The 15,833-nt window shown below is 62.9% G+C and carries 17 protein-coding genes; 6 read left to right on the forward strand and 11 right to left on the reverse strand.

What is annotated here, in order from left to right:
• The first annotated feature begins 63 nt into the window (after positions 1 to 63).
• A complete protein-coding gene (locus AC097A_RS01890; RefSeq protein ID WP_479619534.1) occupies positions 64 to 513 on the forward strand; it encodes a hypothetical protein in 450 nt (149 codons plus the stop codon).
• A 28-nt stretch (positions 514 to 541) separates the two neighbouring features.
• On the opposite strand, the gene AC097A_RS01895 is transcribed toward AC097A_RS01890, so the two are convergent.
• The 6 genes from AC097A_RS01895 to AC097A_RS01920 all read right to left on the reverse strand — a co-directional run bounded on the left by AC097A_RS01895 (position 542) and on the right by AC097A_RS01920 (position 6,832).
• The gene (locus tag AC097A_RS01895) at positions 542 to 751 is read right to left on the reverse strand and encodes a hypothetical protein (protein WP_479619535.1); all 210 of its coding nucleotides are present in this window, start codon (positions 749 to 751) and stop codon (positions 542 to 544) included.
• A 233-nt stretch (positions 752 to 984) separates the two neighbouring features.
• Positions 985 to 1,689: a CPBP family intramembrane glutamic endopeptidase gene (locus AC097A_RS01900; protein WP_479619536.1), complete on the reverse strand. Its 705-nt coding sequence runs from the start codon at positions 1,687 to 1,689 to the stop codon at positions 985 to 987.
• Positions 1,690 to 2,350: 661 nt separating this feature from the next.
• The gene (locus AC097A_RS01905; RefSeq protein WP_479619537.1) at positions 2,351 to 3,484 is read right to left on the reverse strand and encodes a methyl-accepting chemotaxis protein; all 1,134 of its coding nucleotides are present in this window, start codon (positions 3,482 to 3,484) and stop codon (positions 2,351 to 2,353) included.
• A 101-nt stretch (positions 3,485 to 3,585) separates the two neighbouring features.
• On the reverse strand, positions 3,586 to 5,289 hold the full coding sequence (locus AC097A_RS01910) for a cation:proton antiporter domain-containing protein (protein WP_479619538.1): 1,704 nt from the start codon (positions 5,287 to 5,289) through the stop codon (positions 3,586 to 3,588).
• 6 nt (positions 5,290 to 5,295) lie between these two features.
• The gene (locus AC097A_RS01915) at positions 5,296 to 5,850 is read right to left on the reverse strand and encodes a helix-turn-helix domain-containing protein (RefSeq protein ID WP_479619539.1); all 555 of its coding nucleotides are present in this window, start codon (positions 5,848 to 5,850) and stop codon (positions 5,296 to 5,298) included.
• Positions 5,851 to 6,052: 202 nt separating this feature from the next.
• A complete protein-coding gene (locus tag AC097A_RS01920; RefSeq protein WP_479619540.1) occupies positions 6,053 to 6,832 on the reverse strand; it encodes a DODA-type extradiol aromatic ring-opening family dioxygenase in 780 nt (259 codons plus the stop codon).
• 143 nt (positions 6,833 to 6,975) lie between these two features.
• On the opposite strand from AC097A_RS01920, the gene AC097A_RS01925 reads away from it, so the two are divergent.
• From AC097A_RS01925 to AC097A_RS01935, 3 genes are all read left to right on the forward strand, one after another.
• The gene (locus AC097A_RS01925) at positions 6,976 to 8,061 is read left to right on the forward strand and encodes a calcium:cation antiporter (RefSeq protein ID WP_479619541.1); all 1,086 of its coding nucleotides are present in this window, start codon (positions 6,976 to 6,978) and stop codon (positions 8,059 to 8,061) included.
• Between the two features lie 18 nt (positions 8,062 to 8,079).
• Positions 8,080 to 8,982: a LysR family transcriptional regulator gene (locus AC097A_RS01930; protein ID WP_479619542.1), complete on the forward strand. Its 903-nt coding sequence runs from the start codon at positions 8,080 to 8,082 to the stop codon at positions 8,980 to 8,982.
• 126 nt (positions 8,983 to 9,108) lie between these two features.
• Entirely contained in the window at positions 9,109 to 9,828 is a 720-nt protein-coding gene (locus AC097A_RS01935; RefSeq protein WP_479619543.1) for a substrate-binding periplasmic protein, read from the forward strand.
• On the opposite strand, the gene aroQ is transcribed toward AC097A_RS01935, so the two are convergent.
• The 3 genes from aroQ to aroC are packed head-to-tail and all read right to left on the reverse strand — an operon-like array spanning position 9,825 to position 12,610.
• Complete coding sequence (gene aroQ, locus AC097A_RS01940) at positions 9,825 to 10,274, reverse strand: type II 3-dehydroquinate dehydratase (protein ID WP_315496177.1); 450 nt, start codon at positions 10,272 to 10,274, stop codon at positions 9,825 to 9,827. The two genes, AC097A_RS01935 and aroQ, sit on opposite strands and share 4 nt — an antisense overlap.
• Before the next feature lie 24 nt (positions 10,275 to 10,298).
• On the reverse strand, positions 10,299 to 11,510 hold the full coding sequence (locus AC097A_RS01945) for an MFS transporter (protein ID WP_479620185.1): 1,212 nt from the start codon (positions 11,508 to 11,510) through the stop codon (positions 10,299 to 10,301).
• A 5-nt stretch (positions 11,511 to 11,515) separates the two neighbouring features.
• Positions 11,516 to 12,610 carry a chorismate synthase gene (aroC, locus tag AC097A_RS01950; RefSeq protein WP_479619544.1) on the reverse strand — a complete coding sequence of 365 codons (1,095 nt, stop codon included), beginning with the start codon at positions 12,608 to 12,610 and terminating at the stop codon, positions 11,516 to 11,518.
• A gap of 114 nt (positions 12,611 to 12,724) precedes the next feature.
• On the opposite strand from aroC, the gene AC097A_RS01955 reads away from it, so the two are divergent.
• Positions 12,725 to 13,147 (forward strand): cupin domain-containing protein, encoded by a 423-nt coding sequence (locus tag AC097A_RS01955; protein ID WP_105259746.1) that lies wholly within the window; start codon positions 12,725 to 12,727, stop codon positions 13,145 to 13,147.
• 83 nt (positions 13,148 to 13,230) lie between these two features.
• Here AC097A_RS01955 and AC097A_RS01960 read toward each other — a convergent pair whose 3' ends face one another.
• Positions 13,231 to 13,887 carry a glutathione S-transferase C-terminal domain-containing protein gene (locus AC097A_RS01960; protein WP_315494752.1) on the reverse strand — a complete coding sequence of 219 codons (657 nt, stop codon included), beginning with the start codon at positions 13,885 to 13,887 and terminating at the stop codon, positions 13,231 to 13,233.
• A gap of 124 nt (positions 13,888 to 14,011) precedes the next feature.
• On the opposite strand from AC097A_RS01960, the gene AC097A_RS01965 reads away from it, so the two are divergent.
• On the forward strand, positions 14,012 to 15,229 hold the full coding sequence (locus AC097A_RS01965) for a polyhydroxyalkanoate depolymerase (RefSeq protein ID WP_479619545.1): 1,218 nt from the start codon (positions 14,012 to 14,014) through the stop codon (positions 15,227 to 15,229).
• A 111-nt stretch (positions 15,230 to 15,340) separates the two neighbouring features.
• On the opposite strand, the gene AC097A_RS01970 is transcribed toward AC097A_RS01965, so the two are convergent.
• Positions 15,341 to 15,802, reverse strand: coding sequence for a CBS domain-containing protein (locus AC097A_RS01970; protein ID WP_479619546.1), 462 nt, complete (start codon positions 15,800 to 15,802; stop codon positions 15,341 to 15,343).
• Positions 15,803 to 15,833: the final 31 nt, after the last annotated feature.

Raw genomic sequence — 15,833 nt, forward strand, 5'->3', positions numbered from 1 at the left:
GGTCATGGCGCGGATGCGCAGCAGCGCTGAAACTTGGTATTCGTTCACCACCCCAAGCCTCGTATGCACCAAGTGAAAACACCCATTCAGTTCTGGACCCGTTGGCTCCAAGTTGTCACGCTGGCGGTTATGGGGTTTGGCCTCATCCTCGTGCTCTTTCCACAGCTCACGCGCGCTGGTTTCTCTTTGCTGGTGTATGGCGACCCCGCGCGCATCGCTTCCTTCGACCCCAAGGCGGTGGAATACATCTCGCTCGTGCACGCGGTGCTGGGCGCTGTCATGGTGGGCTGGGGCACCGCCTTGTTGCTGGTGGTGCGCGGGCCCTTTGCGAGTGGCGCTATGGAGGGCTGGCACATCGTTGCCGTGTCAGTGGCCGTGTGGTTCGTCCCAGACACCCTGTTTTCGTGGTGGTCTGGTTTCTGGCAAAACGCCGTGTTGAACCTTGTGTTCGTTATCTTGTTCACCATACCACTGGCGGCGTCTTACAAAACATTCCACGCGGCCCCCACCTGACTCGGCGGGCCACCACACAACGCCCCGCTCAATCCTTGAGTTCCACCCCCAGGGCATTCAGCTTTTTTGCAAACGAATCCCGGCGTTTTGCGGCCTTCGCCGCTGTTTCTACAGCCGCCTGAATCGCCTTGGGCCCCTTGTTGGCAACCACTTGGATCAATCCGAACTTGTGCGCAGCATCGGCCTGTGCCCTCTTGAAAGTGGCAATGAGTTCGGCATGGGCAGGGGATGGATTCACAGGGGCCTCGTGGTGTAGAGCGCTATTTTCTGCGCTTTCTGGCGCTCACAACTGTTGAGTAGGGGGTTGTGTTGCAGAGTTGGAATTGGTTGGAAAGAAACACTCAGCCGCCGCGATTGGGCTGAAACGAATCTCTGCTTTGGGCCAGAACCTGAGGCTTCTACAGACTGACAGCGGGCATTTGCAGCACTAAACAGCAGTCGTCAACGTGGAAGGAAGGATGCGACGCGGTTTCATCCCGGCGCGTGCCATCTACTGTAGGGTTCGGCACCAAAGCGCCACCAAGCAACGATGAAGGCGAGCGCCGAGCATAGGAACACTGGCCGCAACACATCTGGAATTGGAGTGCTGAGATAAGGACCGAAGGGCCATATGCCGTCATAAAGTGCATGGATGGCCACAACCGTGAGCAGTGAGCCGCTGCGGATATAGATGAGACCGAGCAGTAGAGACATGCTCGTGCATTCGGTAAGCCAAAGTAAGGTGAAGGGTTGCGCGCCATAGTGGTACACGGTGAAGATGGCTGACGAGCAAAGCAGAGCGCCAATAACGCCAATACGTGGCTGCAGGAGATTCAGTAGTACAGCGCGATAAAGAAGCTCCTCGCGCGCGCCAACGGCGATGCTGGTTAGGCTAAAAACGATGGCCGTACCCAAGCCGCCCTCGGGTGACCAGCCGCTAAAGAGGAGTGGGATTGCCAACGCAGTGGCTATGCTGAGGACTAAGAGTGGATGCCGAAGTGTGTGCGACGCCTTGGCCCGAGACCGGACGAGGTCCTGAAACAAACCCCAATACACGACGATAGTTGCAATGCGAAAAGCCGATACGGTCAATTCAAGGTAAACCCCGTCAAAGTGATGGCGAAGCCAAGTGCGAGTGAAAACGGCGTAAGCAACTTCGACGGCAGTTGCGAAGATAACTTTGTGTCGCATCAGCATGTGAATTTCCTTGGTACCGGACTTAATGTAGCCCACAGAACTTGCGAGATATTTTGGGTACAAATTACGCCGAAAATTTTCTCGCAACGTCGATTTCAGAAATTTTCATGTGCGTTTGTACATGTATAAAAATTCCGATAAACCCCACAGGTTGTAAGAAATTTCATGTGTCGCAGATTGCGCAATTCTCAAGTCAGAGTCGATGTCTGAATATCCCCTGTTCGGGGGGATTGAGGCGGTGCCCAGGCCGACACATGCTTTCGGTTAGCGGAGCGGTGTCCGCAGCGGCTGGCGAACCAGCGCTATGTATTCTGTGACCGAGCTGGCGCAAGCGTGGCCTTGAGCGGCCTAACGAATAATCTGTGTGGCGCTCACCAGAATCGTATCAAACTGAGCCTTACTACTGGACGTCTGCTTCCGCCGCATTTCGGCTGTTGATCGTACCCGCTTGGTCTTCCAGTTCTGGAGGTCCGCTTTACGGTCATGAATCCAGGTTGTTCGAAGACCACTTTGGGTCGACTGATGAACCTATCTCTCCAGCATCACCTCACCCGCCATCGCCTGACGTGCATACCTCAGCAAACACCCACTCCTAATTCAATAGCTACTCGCGCATACGCCAAGCGGGCTAGAGCCCTAAATCATGCAAAATCGGGAGGCCTTACACCTTGAACTGATCCACCGCGCTCTGCAGCGCGCGCACGCGCTCGCTCATCGCGGTGGCGGCGGTGGCGGTGTGGCCCACCTGCTCGGTGTTGTGGCGTGTCTCGGCCTGCATGTGCACCACAGCCTGGCTGGCCTGCAACACGCTCTGGCTTTGCTGGGCCGACGCGGCAGAGATATCGCCCAGCAGGTCCGTCACCTGGCGCACCGCGGTGACGATGTCTTGCATGGTGGCGCCGGCGCGGCCCACCAGTTGGGAGCCCGCGTCCACCTGCTGGGCCGAGTGGCTGATGAGTTGGCGGATTTCCTTGGCGGCATCGGCGCTGCGGCCGGCCAGGCTGCGCACCTCGCTGGCTACCACAGCAAAACCACGGCCCTGCTCGCCAGCGCGGGCGGCTTCCACCGCCGCGTTCAGCGCCAGGATGTTGGTCTGAAACGAGATGCCCTCGATCACCGCAATGATGTCCACCACCTTGCGCGAACTGTCGGTGATGGCGTGCATGGTTTGCACCACCTCGCCCACCACCTCGCCGCCGCGCTGGGCAATGCTGGAGGCGTTGACCGCCAGCGCGCTGGCGCTTTGCGCGCGCTGGGCGTTTTCCTGCACGGTGGAGGTGAGCTCGGTCATGCTGGTGGCCGTGGCATGGAGCGCGTCGGCCTGCGCCTGGGTATGTTGCAGCAGGTCGGTGCTGGACTGCACGATGTCCGCGGACGACGCGGTCAGCGGCTCGGTGCTGTCCTTGATTTGGGTGACCAGGTCGGTCAGCGTGTCTTCCATGGTGCCCATGGCGTCCAGCAGGCGGCCAAACTCGCCGCCACGAGTGTTTTCAAAGTCGTGACTCAGGTCGCCCGCGGCCACGGTCTCGGCAATCTGGATGGCATCGGCCAGGGGCAGCGAGATGCTGCGCACTTGGCTCAGGGTGGACCACACCCCCACCACCACGGCCAGCACCGCCATTAGCACCATGCTGTTTTGCGCACTGTGCACCTGGGGTTGAAACTGGCTGGCCTGCCTGGCCACGGCACTGAGGGCGCTGTAGCCGGTGTACAGCACCGCGAGCAAGAGGGCGAGAACGGTGGCGGAGGTTAGCGATAACCGGGTGCCGACCGAGAGGGACTTGAGGAACTGCATACGCTTCCAATGCTGGGGTGAAAGTTCTTGGCGTTACCGCAGCGCAGTGTAGCCCCGCCCTGGACAGGCGGCGTGCAACAACCCCATGAGAGGGCTGCACCTCAGTGGCGTGAAGCCCCCACCGGCGGCACCACCTCCAGCACGCTGGCAATCATCGCCTTGGCCAGCTCGTTCTCGCCCACAAACACGGTGCCCGCCCCGTCGTTCTCCAGCCGCTCGGCCTCCTCCACGTTGTGGCTGCGCACGATGACATGGATCAGCGGGTTCAGCGTGCGGGCCACCTCCACCATGCCGCGCACCTGGATGGTCTCGGGCGTGGCGATGACCAGGGCACGCGCCTCGCGGATATGCGCCTGCACCAGCACCATAGGCTCCGTCGCATCGCCCCACACAGCGGGGATGCCCTGGGCGCGCAGCGCCTCCACCGCGTCACGGTTGGATTCGGCCACCACAAACGGAATACCCTGTGCCGTCAACGCCTTGGCAATGAGCTTGCCCACACGCCCCCAGCCGACGATGACCACCTGGTTGGCCAGGTACTTGGCATCGGTGCTCATGGGCAGCTCGGCCAGCGGGTTGGCAGCCAGCTCCAGCCGCGCGGCCAACCCGGGGTGGCGCTGCAGCCAGCGCAGCACCGGTTGCACCGCGCTAAACACCAGCGGGTTCAACGCAATCGAGATCAGCGCGCCGGCCAAAATCAGGCTGTTGCCCTCGGTGGGCAGCAGGCCCAGCGCCATGCCCAGGCCCGCCAGGATGAACGAGAACTCCCCCACCTGCGCCAGGCTGGCCGCCACCACCAGCGCCGTGCGCGCCGGGTAGCCCAGGGCCAACACCAGCACCACCGCGGCCAGGGTTTTGCCAAAAATAATGACCGCCACCGTGGCCAGCACCCGCAGCGGCTCCTGCACGATGACCATGGGGTCAAACAACATGCCCACCGACACAAAAAATAACACGGCAAACGCGTCTTGCAGCGGCAGCGTTTGCTCCGCCGCGCGGGCGCTGAACTCCGACTCGCGCAGCACCATGCCCGCAAAAAAAGCCCCCAGCGCAAACGACACGCCAAACAGCGCCGCCGAGCCATAGGCAATGCTGACCGCCGCGGCCACCACGCTCAGGGTGAACAACTCACGCGAGCCGGTTTTGGTGACCTGCCACAGGATCCACGGGAACAGGCGCCGCCCCACCACCAGCATGAAGGCGACAAAACCACCCACCTGCGCCAGCGTGATGACGATGGTCATGGCCGTGCTGCGGCCGGTGTCTATGGCACTGCCCCCCAAAGAAGGCGCCAGGGCCGGCAACAGCACCAGCACCAGCACCATGGCCAGGTCTTCCACCACCAGCCAGCCAATGGCAATGCGGCCATCGGTGGCGTCGGTCAGGCCCTGGCTCTCCAGCGCCTTGAGCAGCACCACGGTGCTTGCCACCGACAGCGACACCCCAAACACCAGCGCCGCACCCAGTGACCAGCCCCAGAACAAGGCCACGCCCGCGCCCAGCACAGTGGCCACCCCAATCTGCACCACCGCGCCAGGCAAGGCAATCTTGCGCACGGCCATCAGGTCGTCAATGGAGAAATGCAGGCCCACGCCAAACATCAGCAGCATTACGCCCACCTCGGCAAGCTGCGAGGCAATCTGCGCGTCGGCCACAAAACCCGGCGTGGCCGGGCCAATCACGATGCCGGCCAGCAGGTAGCCCACCAGTGCGGGAAACTTCAACTTCACCGCGACAAAACCCAAGATGAGCGCCAGGCCAAAGCCGGCGGCCAGGGTGGTAATCAGACTGACAGAGTGTTCCATGGCGATTCAGGGCAAAGGGGTTGGGCGCGGCGGCTGGGCGTGGGCACGCAGGTAGGCATCGACCGCCTGCTTGGCAATGCGGCGGTGGCCGCCCTCGGAGCGGGTCACCTCCCCCAGCTTGCCCTGGTCACACAACATGGACACATACGGCCGGCTCATGCCCAACTGGATGGCCACCTCGGCGGTGGTGAGCAGGTCGCCGGTGGCATCTGCACGGCGAGCGGTGCTTTGCGCCGGGGGTGTGCCGGCGGTGGCCTCCAGCAAGGCCAGGGCGCTCACCAGCTCCATGCGTTGCCGGGTGCCCTGGGCCGAGCCATCGGTCAGCGCCGTAGTGATGCCAAACGCTGCCACCTCCGCCAGCCGTTCACACACCGTGTCCACCAGGGTTTGGGAGCTGCCCACCGCGGGCGGCAGCGGCAGCTCCAGTCCGGCCACGCGCAGCACACGTGTTGGGGGGCCGTCTGCCACCTCCACGTGTTGCGCAAAGGTGGTTTTCAGTTGCTCAAACAGCCCGTGTAATGCGGGGAGCGTGTGGCTGGGTGCTGCGCTGGTGTGGGGCATGGACGAAGGCGCATGGTGTGCGCAAGGTGTTCAGGCCTCCATTTTCACAAAGAAATATGACAAATTCGAAATAATCGAAAATAAATCAAACCCTATGTGCCCAGTGGTAACCACCCCTCGCCTGCAAAAACGCTCCTGAATCAGGAGCTGCTTGCGCATATTCCACGCGGGCTAGAGGCACTTTTGTCACTTAAACCGGGGCTCACTGCAGCGTGAACGCGTCCATCGCCAGCATGCTGTACATCACCTCGCGGCTCAGGTAGCTGGGCCGCGCATCGGCCCCCGCGGCACCCAGCGCGAAGAACAGTGGCAGGAAATGGTCTTCACTCGGGTGGGCACGGCTGGCGTGCGGCGCTTGGGCGCGGTAGGCCAGCAGCGCGTCCAGGTTGCCGGTGCTCAGCTGCGTCTCGATCCAGCGGCTGAACTCGGTCACATAGGGCGCCACGGCGCGTTCGCCACCAAAAAACTCACCCAGGTTGTGCGTCATGCTGCCCGACCCCATGACCAACACCCCCTGCGCGCGCAGACCGGCCAGGGCCGCGCCCATGGCATACACCTCGCGCGGGCCGTAGCCTATGGGCAGGGCCACTTGCACCACAGGCACGTTGGCCTGCGGCAGCATGTGCATCAGCGGTACCCAAGTGCCGTGGTCCAGCGGGCGCTGGTCGTCGGGCTGGGCGGTGATACCTGCGACTTGGAGCGCCGCCATCACCTCCAAGCCCAGCGCAGGGCTGCCCGGTGCGGGGTACTGCAACTCGTACAACGCGGGCGGAAAGCCGCCAAAGTCGTGCCAGGTGCTGGGCTGCGGCGTGGTCATCACCGCGGGGCTGCGCGCCATCCAGTGGGGCGACATGATCACAATACCGCGCAGGTCGGCCGGCAACGTGGCGCCCCAGGCCTGCAGTGCGGGGCCGGTGGTGCCAGCGTCCACCGCAAACAGCGGCGCGCCATGGGAGACAAACAGGCTGGGCAAGGTGGTCATGGCAACATCCTTCAAGGGTTCAAAAGTGATGACTGCACTGTAAAAGCCCACAAACCAAAGATAAATAAGCAAACTATTGATTCAATGTCCTTGTTTTATTGACAATAGGCCTATCCAGCCCGTTTTCTGAAGAAAGACCACCCATGCAACAACAAGCCCCCCTCCCCCTTTGGTCCGTGGCCTGGCCCGTGGTGGGCTGGGTGTTGCTGGGTGGCAGCCTGCTGGGTGTGGCCGGTGGCTGGTGGGTGGCGCTGTTGGCGGCTGGGCTGGTGGGCACGGTGCTGTCCGCCGTGCACCATGCCGAGGTAGTGGCGCACAAGGTGGGCGAGCCTTATGGCACGCTGGTGCTGGCGCTGGCCATCACGGTGATCGAAGTGGCGCTGATCGTCTCCATGATGTTGGCCGGCGGCCCCGAAACCACGGCGCTGGCGCGTGACACCGTGTTTGCCGCGGTGATGCTGATCTTGAACGGCATCGTGGGCATTTGCCTGCTGGCCGGCGGCAGCCGCTACCGCGAACAAACCTTTGGCCAGCTGGGCGTGAGTGCATCCCTCACCACACTGGCCGCCATTGCGGTGCTCACGCTGGTGCTGCCCAACTACACCACCAGCGTGGTCGGCCCAGTCTACAGCCCCAGCCAGTTGGCCTTTGTCGCCATCGTCTCGCTGGTGCTGTACGGCACCTTTGTGCTGGTGCAGGCCGTGCGCCACCGCGATTACTTTTTGCCCCCCGACGCCAAGACCGACGAAGAAGCCCACGCCAACCCACCCAGCGGCAAACTGGCTGCCACCAGTGCGGGCCTGCTGTTGCTGGGCCTGGTGGCCGTGGTGCTGTTGGCCAAGGCGCTGGCCCCCACGATTGAGGCCGCCGTGGCCGGCGCCGGCGCACCCAAGGCCGTGGTGGGCATCATCATTGCCATGGTGGTGCTGTTGCCCGAAGGCCTGGCCGCCTACCGCGCAGCCCGTGCCAACCGCCTGCAGACCAGCCTGAACCTGGCGCTGGGTTCGGCCCTGGCCAGTATTGGCCTCACCATCCCCGCCGTGGCCATCGTGTCGCTGGCCACCGGCTGGACATTGACCCTGGGCCTGGACATCAAGTCCAGCGTGCTGTTACTCCTGTCGTTGTTTGTGTCCAGCCTGTCGCTCAGCACCGGGCGCACTACCGTACTGCAGGGCACAGTGCACTTGGTGCTGCTGGCCACCTATTTGTTCACCACCATCGTGCCCTGAGGCACAACAGCCGCAGCCATGGACCAGTTTCGCCAGATGCAGGCCTTTGTGGCCGTGGTGCAGGCCGGCAGTTTTGTGCAAGCCGCCCAGCGGCTGGATACCTCCAAAGCCGTGGTCTCGCGCCTGGTGTTGGAGCTGGAAGCGGCCCTCAACACCCGCCTGCTGAACCGCACCACACGCCGCCTCTCGCTCACCGATGCGGGCAGTGAGTATGTGGAGCGCTGCCGCCAGATTCTGGAAGACGTGAACGATGCCAACGCGGCCGTGAGCGCGGGTACCGGCGTAGTCAGCGGGCGCCTGAAGATCAACGCGCCGCTCACTTTTGGCAACCTGCACCTGGCGCCACTGTGGGGTGAGTTTTTGAAGCTGCACCCGCAGGTGGAACTGGACATCACCCTGACCGACCGCGTGGTGGACCTGGTGGACGAAGGTTTTGACATGGCGGTGCGTATTGCGCTACTGGCCAGCTCGTCCCTGGTGTCGCGCACGCTGGCGCACGACCAGGTGCTGCTGTGCGCCTCCCCCGCCTACCTGCGCGCCGCGCCGCGCATCACCACGCTGGACGATGTGGCGACGCACAGCGTGATGGCGTACTCGTGGTGGTCGGGTGGTGATGTGTGGACACTGACCGACGCCCAGGGCCAGCCTCACAGCGTGGCCACGCACCCGCGCCTGCGCGCCAACAGCGGCGACACCTGCCGCGCCGCCGCGCTCGCCGACCAGGGCCTGATTTACCAGCCCGGTTTTCTGGTGGGCGACGACGTGCGCGCGGGGCGATTGGTGCGGGTGTTGCCACATCTGCAAGGTCCCACGCTGGGCGTCCATGCGGTGTACCCCACGCGCAAACATTTGCCGGGCAAGGTGCGCGCCATGGTGGACTTTCTAGCCCAGGCCTTCCAGACGCCCGCGTGGAAACCCTGAGCCCTCTTCTGCCCACAGTTTTTGGTGCCAGAATGGCCCATCCATCGGTTTAATTTTTTGGAACGTCTGATACCCCGCCCGACTTGGTGCCAACCGCTGCGTTGGGCACTGCTGTGCAATGTGCTGTTGGCATGGAGCGGGATCACCGCCGCCAACGCCGAGGAAGTCCAACTCACCACCTTGGACTGGCCGCCCTACTCCGGCGCCATTGCCCAGCAAGGTTTTCTGTCCGTGGTGCTGCGCCAGGCCTATGCCCACAGCGGCCACACGGTGCAGGTACAGGTCTACCCCTGGAACCGTGCGGTCAAAGCGGCCATGAGCGGTGGCAACACCGTGTTGGGCTTCTACTCCGCCTCACGCGCCGAATGCAGCGCAGCCAAAGGGCTGACCTCCGACCCGATTGGCTACTACCAGTTTGGCCTGGCACAGCGCAAAGGCCACCGCCAGCAATGGCAAACCGCCAAAGACCTGCAGGGCAAACGCATGGGCGTGGTGGAGGGTTACGACAACGGCCCGGAGCTCACCGCGCTGATGGAAAACAAAGCGGTGCAGGTGGATGTGGCCATGAACGATTTGGCAAACCTGCGCAAGGTGCTGGCGCAGCGGGTGGACTATGCGTCGGTCGACACCCAGGTGTTCAACTACCTGCAGCGAGAACATGACCTGCACGGCCTGGAGCTGGCCAAGCAGCTCACCACGTCGCGGCTGCCGCTGTATGTGTGTTTTAACTCTGGCACACGCGCACAGACCATGCTGCAGGCACTGAACGCGGGGCTCAAAAAGGTGGACATCAACGCGCTGGCACAAGCCTATGTGCGCGCCACCACCGCGGGCAAGCGCCCTTAGGCCTGCATGCCGGCCAGACCGGCCACGGCCAGCGCATACCCGTTGACGCCAAAACCCGCCATCACGGCCTTGGCCGCGGGCGAGATGTAGGAGTGGTGACGGAAGACCTCGCGCGCATGCACATTGCTGATATGCAACTCGATCAGCGTGATGCCCGTGCCCTTGATGGCGTCATGCAGCGCCACGCTGGTGTGCGTGTAGGCACCCGCGTTCAAAATCACACCGGCCAGTTGGCCTTTGGCATGCAGCTGTCCGGCTTCGTGCAGCCAGTCCACCAGCGTGCCCTCGTGGTTGCTCTGGCGAAAGTCCAGCGTGAACCCATGGGTCTGGCAAGCGCGCTCACACAAGGCCTGCACATCGGCCAGGGTTTGCGAACCGTAGACCTGGGGCTCGCGGGTGCCCAGCAGGTTGAGGTTGGGGCCGTTGAGGATGAGCGCTGTTTTCATGAAAACGTCCTTGAAGAAAAAGGTTTACGCGGCGGGCAGTGCCGCCGGGTGGCGCAGGCGCCAAACTTTGTAGGCACAGCCGGTGGCCAGCACGGCCATGGCCGAGGTGCCCCAGAACACACTGTCCAGCCCCCAATGCTGGCTGAGCTGGCCACCCAGCAGCCCACCCAACACGCCGGGGATGCCATAACCAATGATGATGTACAGCGCCTGGCCCCGCCCGCGCAGGCTGCCCGGAAAGTGGTGCGACACCAGCGCAATGCAGGCACTGTGGTGGGCCGCAAAGGTGAGCGCATGCAGGGCCTGCGCCAGCACCAGCACCCACAGCACCGAGGCCAGCGAGGCGGTAACCGCCATGCGAAACACCATGACCACCGCACATAGCACCAGCCAGCCGGTCAGGCTGACCTTGGGCATCCAGCGGCTCTGGGTAAAAAACCAGCCAATCTCCACCGTCACCGACACCGCCCACAGCAGGCCAATCATGGTTTTGCTGTAGCCCAGCGAGTCCATGTAGAGCGAAAAGAAGGTGTAGATACCCATGTGCGAGAGCACATGGAAAAACACCGAGGCAAACAACCAGCGCACGGCCGGCTGCGCCAGCACTGGGCCGATGGGCAGCGAGGCAGCACCCGCCGTGGCGTGGTGCGCCTCTTTCACATCGGGCATGCGGTAGGCAAACACCACCAGCACCGCCAGACTCACCGTCACGATGAGCGGAAAGCTGCGCATACCCACGTGCTCAAACCAGGCCCCGGCCCCCAGCACCGCCAGCATAAAACCCAGCGAACCCCACAGACGCACACGGCCATAGAGCTTGGTGTCGAAGGTGCCGCCCTGGCTCACCACATGGGCCACCGCCGCCTCGGTCATGGGCATCATGCCGCTGGTCTGGGTGAACATCACCAGCAACACCACCGCCAGCCACCACACACCGCCGTCGAACCATAGCCCGGCCGAGGCCACCAGTGCAATCACCGCACCCCAGCGCAGCAGCTTGGCGCGCTCACCAGTGCGGTCGCTCAGCGTGCCCCAGGCATAGGGCGCAAACATGCGTGTGGCCGCCTGCACCGAGGTCAACACACTGATGACCACCAGGCTCAGACCCAGGTCTTTGAGCCAAAGCGGAAGAAAAGGATTGAAAAAGCCCGCGTGGGCGCAGTAGGCCGCGGTCAGCGCGGCAAACGGCAAAATCTGGCGCCGCTGCTGGCCGGGCTGCGCCGGGGACGCGGCCACCGTACTCAAATGCTGCCTGCGATGGGCGTGAGCGCAGGCACCACGTCACCGCACTGCGCGCGGTGGCGCAGCACGTGGTCCATCACCACCAGGGCCAGCATGGCCTCGGCAATCGGCGTGGCGCGTATGCCCACACAGGGGTCGTGCCGGCCTTTGGTGATCACCTGCGTGGGGTTGCCCTGCGAGTCAATCGAGTCGCGTGGCGTGATGATGGAGCTGGTGGGCTTGATGGCAATGCTCACCTCCAGGTCTTGCCCGGTGGTGATGCCACCCAACACACCGCCGGCGTTGTTGCTGGCAAAACCGTTGGGTGTGAGGCTGTCGCCGTGCGTGGTGCCGCGCTGCGACACGCTGGCAAACCCGGCGCCAATCTCCACGCCCTTGACCGCATTGATACCCATCATCGCGTAGGCAATTTCGGCGTCCATTTTGTCAAACAGCGGCTCGCCCAGGCCCACGGGCACGTTGGTGGCGCTCACACGGATCTTGGCGCCACAGGAGTCGCCCGCCTTGCGCAGCGCGTCCATGTAGTCTTCAAGCGCCTGCACATCGGCCATGGGGGCAAAAAACGGGTTGTGGGGCACATGGTCCCAGCTCTCAAACGCAATCGGCAGCTCGCCCACTTGGGTCATACAACCGCGGAATTCGGTGGCGTATTTTTCCTTGAGCCACTTTTTGGCCACCGCACCGGCGGCCACCATGGGCGCGGTCAGGCGCGCGCTGGAACGGCCACCACCGCGTGGGTCGCGGATGCCGTATTTTTGGAAGTAGCTGTAATCGGCATGCCCGGGGCGGAAGGTCTCCAGAATGTTGCCGTAGTCCTTGCTGCGCTGGTCGGTGTTCTGGATCAACAGCGCAATCGGCGTACCCGTGGTCTTGCCTTGGTAAACGCCACTCAAAATTTGCACCGCATCAGGCTCGTTGCGCTGGGTCACGTGGCGGCTGGTGCCGGGGCGGCGGCGGTCCAGGTCGATCTGGATGTCGGCCTCCGTCAGTTCCATGCCCGGGGGGCAGCCATCAATGATGCAGCCAATGGCCGGGCCGTGGGATTCACCAAAGTTGGTGACGGTGAAAAGGTGTCCGAAGGTGTTGCCGCTCATAGTGGCCGAATTATCCCAGACCGCGCCGCACCACCCTGCGGGCTGGAACACTTTATGCATCGTGCTGCAGCGCACCATTTCAGTATTTTCAGCTTGTTTGAACAGGAGTGAGCCATGCTAGACCGCACCACCACGCAGTTTTCCCACGTCAAGCCCGAAGACACACAGTTTGTCTCTGGCGGACTGCGCGATTTCTTTTTGTACAAGGACCTGGGCATTGCCGAGGCCACCCATGGCAAAGTGATTGCGCACCTGGTTAAGGCGAACATGGCACCAGAAACAGGCACCGGCTGGCACCGCCATGAGGCAGATTTCCAGATTGTCATCATGACCAAGGGCTGGGCCAAGTTCATGTACGAGGACAAAGAAACCCTGGTGCAGGCCGGTGACGTGGTGCACCAGCGCCCCGGCATTCGCCACTTCCTATTCGACTACTCGCCCGACATGGAGTACCTGGAAATTGTCTCCCCGGCAGACTTCAAGTCGATTGACGTGGACCCGGTGTGTGCGGTGCCAGCGCCCACGCCCTGGGCGTGAACGGCAATTCCGCGCCGGGCCGCCCCAAGCGGAATTAGCCCCCTCGGGGGGCAGCGACCCGCTCAGCGGTGGAGCGTGGGGGCTTAAAACTCCGCGTCGAGCTCGTCAATTTCCTCGGGCTCGGCCTTGGCTGCGGCCACCCACTCTTGCATGGCGGGCAGCGCCATGATGCGTTTGCAATAGGCCGCAGCCTCTTTGTCGATGGCCACGTCGTAGGTCAGAAAACGCGTCACCACCGGGGCGTACATCGCGTCGGCCACGCAGGGTTGTTTGCCAAACAGGTAAGGGCCGCCGTAGTGCTGCAAGCAGTCTTTCCAGATCGCCAGCACGCGGTCAACATCGGCCTGCGCGCGCGACCACACCTTGAACTTGGGAAAGTGCGCCTTCAGGTTCATGGGCAGCGAGCCGCGCATGGAGGCAAAGCCCGAATGCATTTCGCCGCACACCGCGCGGCAATGCGCGCGCGCCTTGATGTCGGCCGGCAGCAAACCAGCCTTGGGTTTGATTTCGTTAAGGTATTCGCCAATGGCCAGCGTGTCCCACACGGTCACGCCGTTGTGCTGCAAAAACGGCACCAGCATGCTGCTGGAGAGCAGCAACATCTCGGCCTTCATGGCAGGGTCGTCCGGAGAAATCACTTTTTCGGTGAAATCCAAGCCTGCCAGCTTGGCCATCAGCCAGCCCCGCAAAGCCCAAGCACCGTAGTTTTTGCTGCTGATGGTCAGTACTGCCTTGGCCATGGAAAACCCCTCCTGCGGGAAAGTGATGCCCATTCCGTCGCAAGGCTTGTGCCAACACATTGGCCCATAACTTGCCTGCGCATAGGCCATCCGGCCACAAGCCGCTTTGACCCCAGGACCCACCATGCTGTACCAGGCTTACCAAACCCAGTCCGACTTCACCTCTCCCCTGCGGCTGATGGCGCAAAGCCTGGGCGCCACGCTGTGGATGAACCAAACCGAAGGCAGCATGCTGCGCAAGATGGCGGCCAGCATGGAAGTGCTATCGCGCCTGCGCCTCACCCACACCCGCCCGGCCTATGGCATTGACAGCGTGAAGGTGGGTGAGCGTGACATCGCGGTGGCGGAGCAGGCCGTGCTGACCATGCCCTTCGGCACCCTGCTGCACTTTCAAAAGCAGGAGCCCACCGCCGAGCCCCAGCCCAAGGTGCTGCTGGTGGCACCGCTCTCCGGCCACTTTGCGACGTTGCTACGTGAAACCGCATGCACCCTGCTGCAAGACCACGACGTCTACATCACCGACTGGCACAACGCCCGCGATGTGGCGCTGCGCCATGGCGCCTTCGGGCTGGACGACTACATCGACCACATGATCCGTTTCACCCAAACCATTGGGCCCGGCACGCATGTGATTTCGGTGTGCCAGCCCTGTGTGGCGGCACTGGCGGCCACGGCCATCATGGCCGAGGACGACGACCCGGCCCAGCCACGCAGCCTGACGCTGATGGCCGGCCCCGTGGACTGTCGCGTGAACCCCACCGAGGTGAACAAGCTGGCGGTGAGCAAACCGATTGAATGGTTCGAGAAAAACCTCATCAGCCATGTACCGCTGCCACACGCGGGTTACATGCGCCGCGTCTACCCGGGCTTTGTGCAGCTCAGCGCGTTTTTGAGCATGAACCTGGACCGGCACAAGCAGTCCTTCAAAGACCTGTACCAGCACCTGGTGAATGGTGATGTGGAGAAGGCCAACATCATCCGTGTGTTCTACGACGAGTACCTGGCCGTGAACGACCTGCCGGCCGAGTTCTACCTGGAGACGGTGGAAAAGGTCTTCCAGACCTACGACCTGCCGCTGGGCAAGCTCAGCTACAAAGACCGCATCGTCAACCCCGCCGCCATCCGCCGCACGGCGCTCATGACGGTGGAAGGCGAGCGCGATGACATTTGCGCCGTGGGCCAGACGGTGGCAGCGCAAGACCTGTGCAGCAGCGTGCGCCCGTATAAAAAAACACACCATGTGCAAACCGGTGTGGGGCACTATGGTGTGTTCAGCGGGCGCAAGTGGAACCAGCAGATCTACCCGCGTGTGCGGGACATGATCCACGCCAGCGAAGGCTAAAGGATTGCCCCCACGCTCCGCCGCTGCGCGGGTCGCGGCCCCCCGAGGGGGCTAATTTGCCTTGGTGCGGCCCGGCGGCAAATTGCCCCGTGGCGTGGCAGCCAGGCTGGCTTAGTCGGCCTTGGCGGCGGCGTCTTCGCCTTCGGGCCAGTCACGGATGTAGGCCTTGAGCATCTTGTTCTCGAAGTTCTGGCTGTCCACCACGGCCTTGGCCACGTCGTAAAAGCTGACCACGCCCATGAGCATGCGGTTGTCGATCACGGGCATGTAACGCGCGTGGCGGTCCAGCATCATGCGGCGTACCTCGTCCATCTCGGTTTCCATGGTGCAGGTCAGCGGGCCGGGGTCCATGGCGCGGTACACAGTGGTGGTGCCGAAGCTGCCACCGTTTTTGACGACCGCCTGGATCACTTCGCGGAAGGTCAGCATACCGACCACCAGGCCGTGCGAAATCACCACCAGGGAACCAATGTCTTTTTCGGCCATGAGCTGGGCGGCATCGGCCAGGGTGTCTTCCGGCGTGGTCGTGTAAAGCGTACCGCCTTTAACGCGCAGGATATCGCTGACTTTCATGGGGACTTCCTCGTGACACTGGGGTTGAAAC

The organism is Rhodoferax sp. XS2R6, assembly GCF_056521365.1.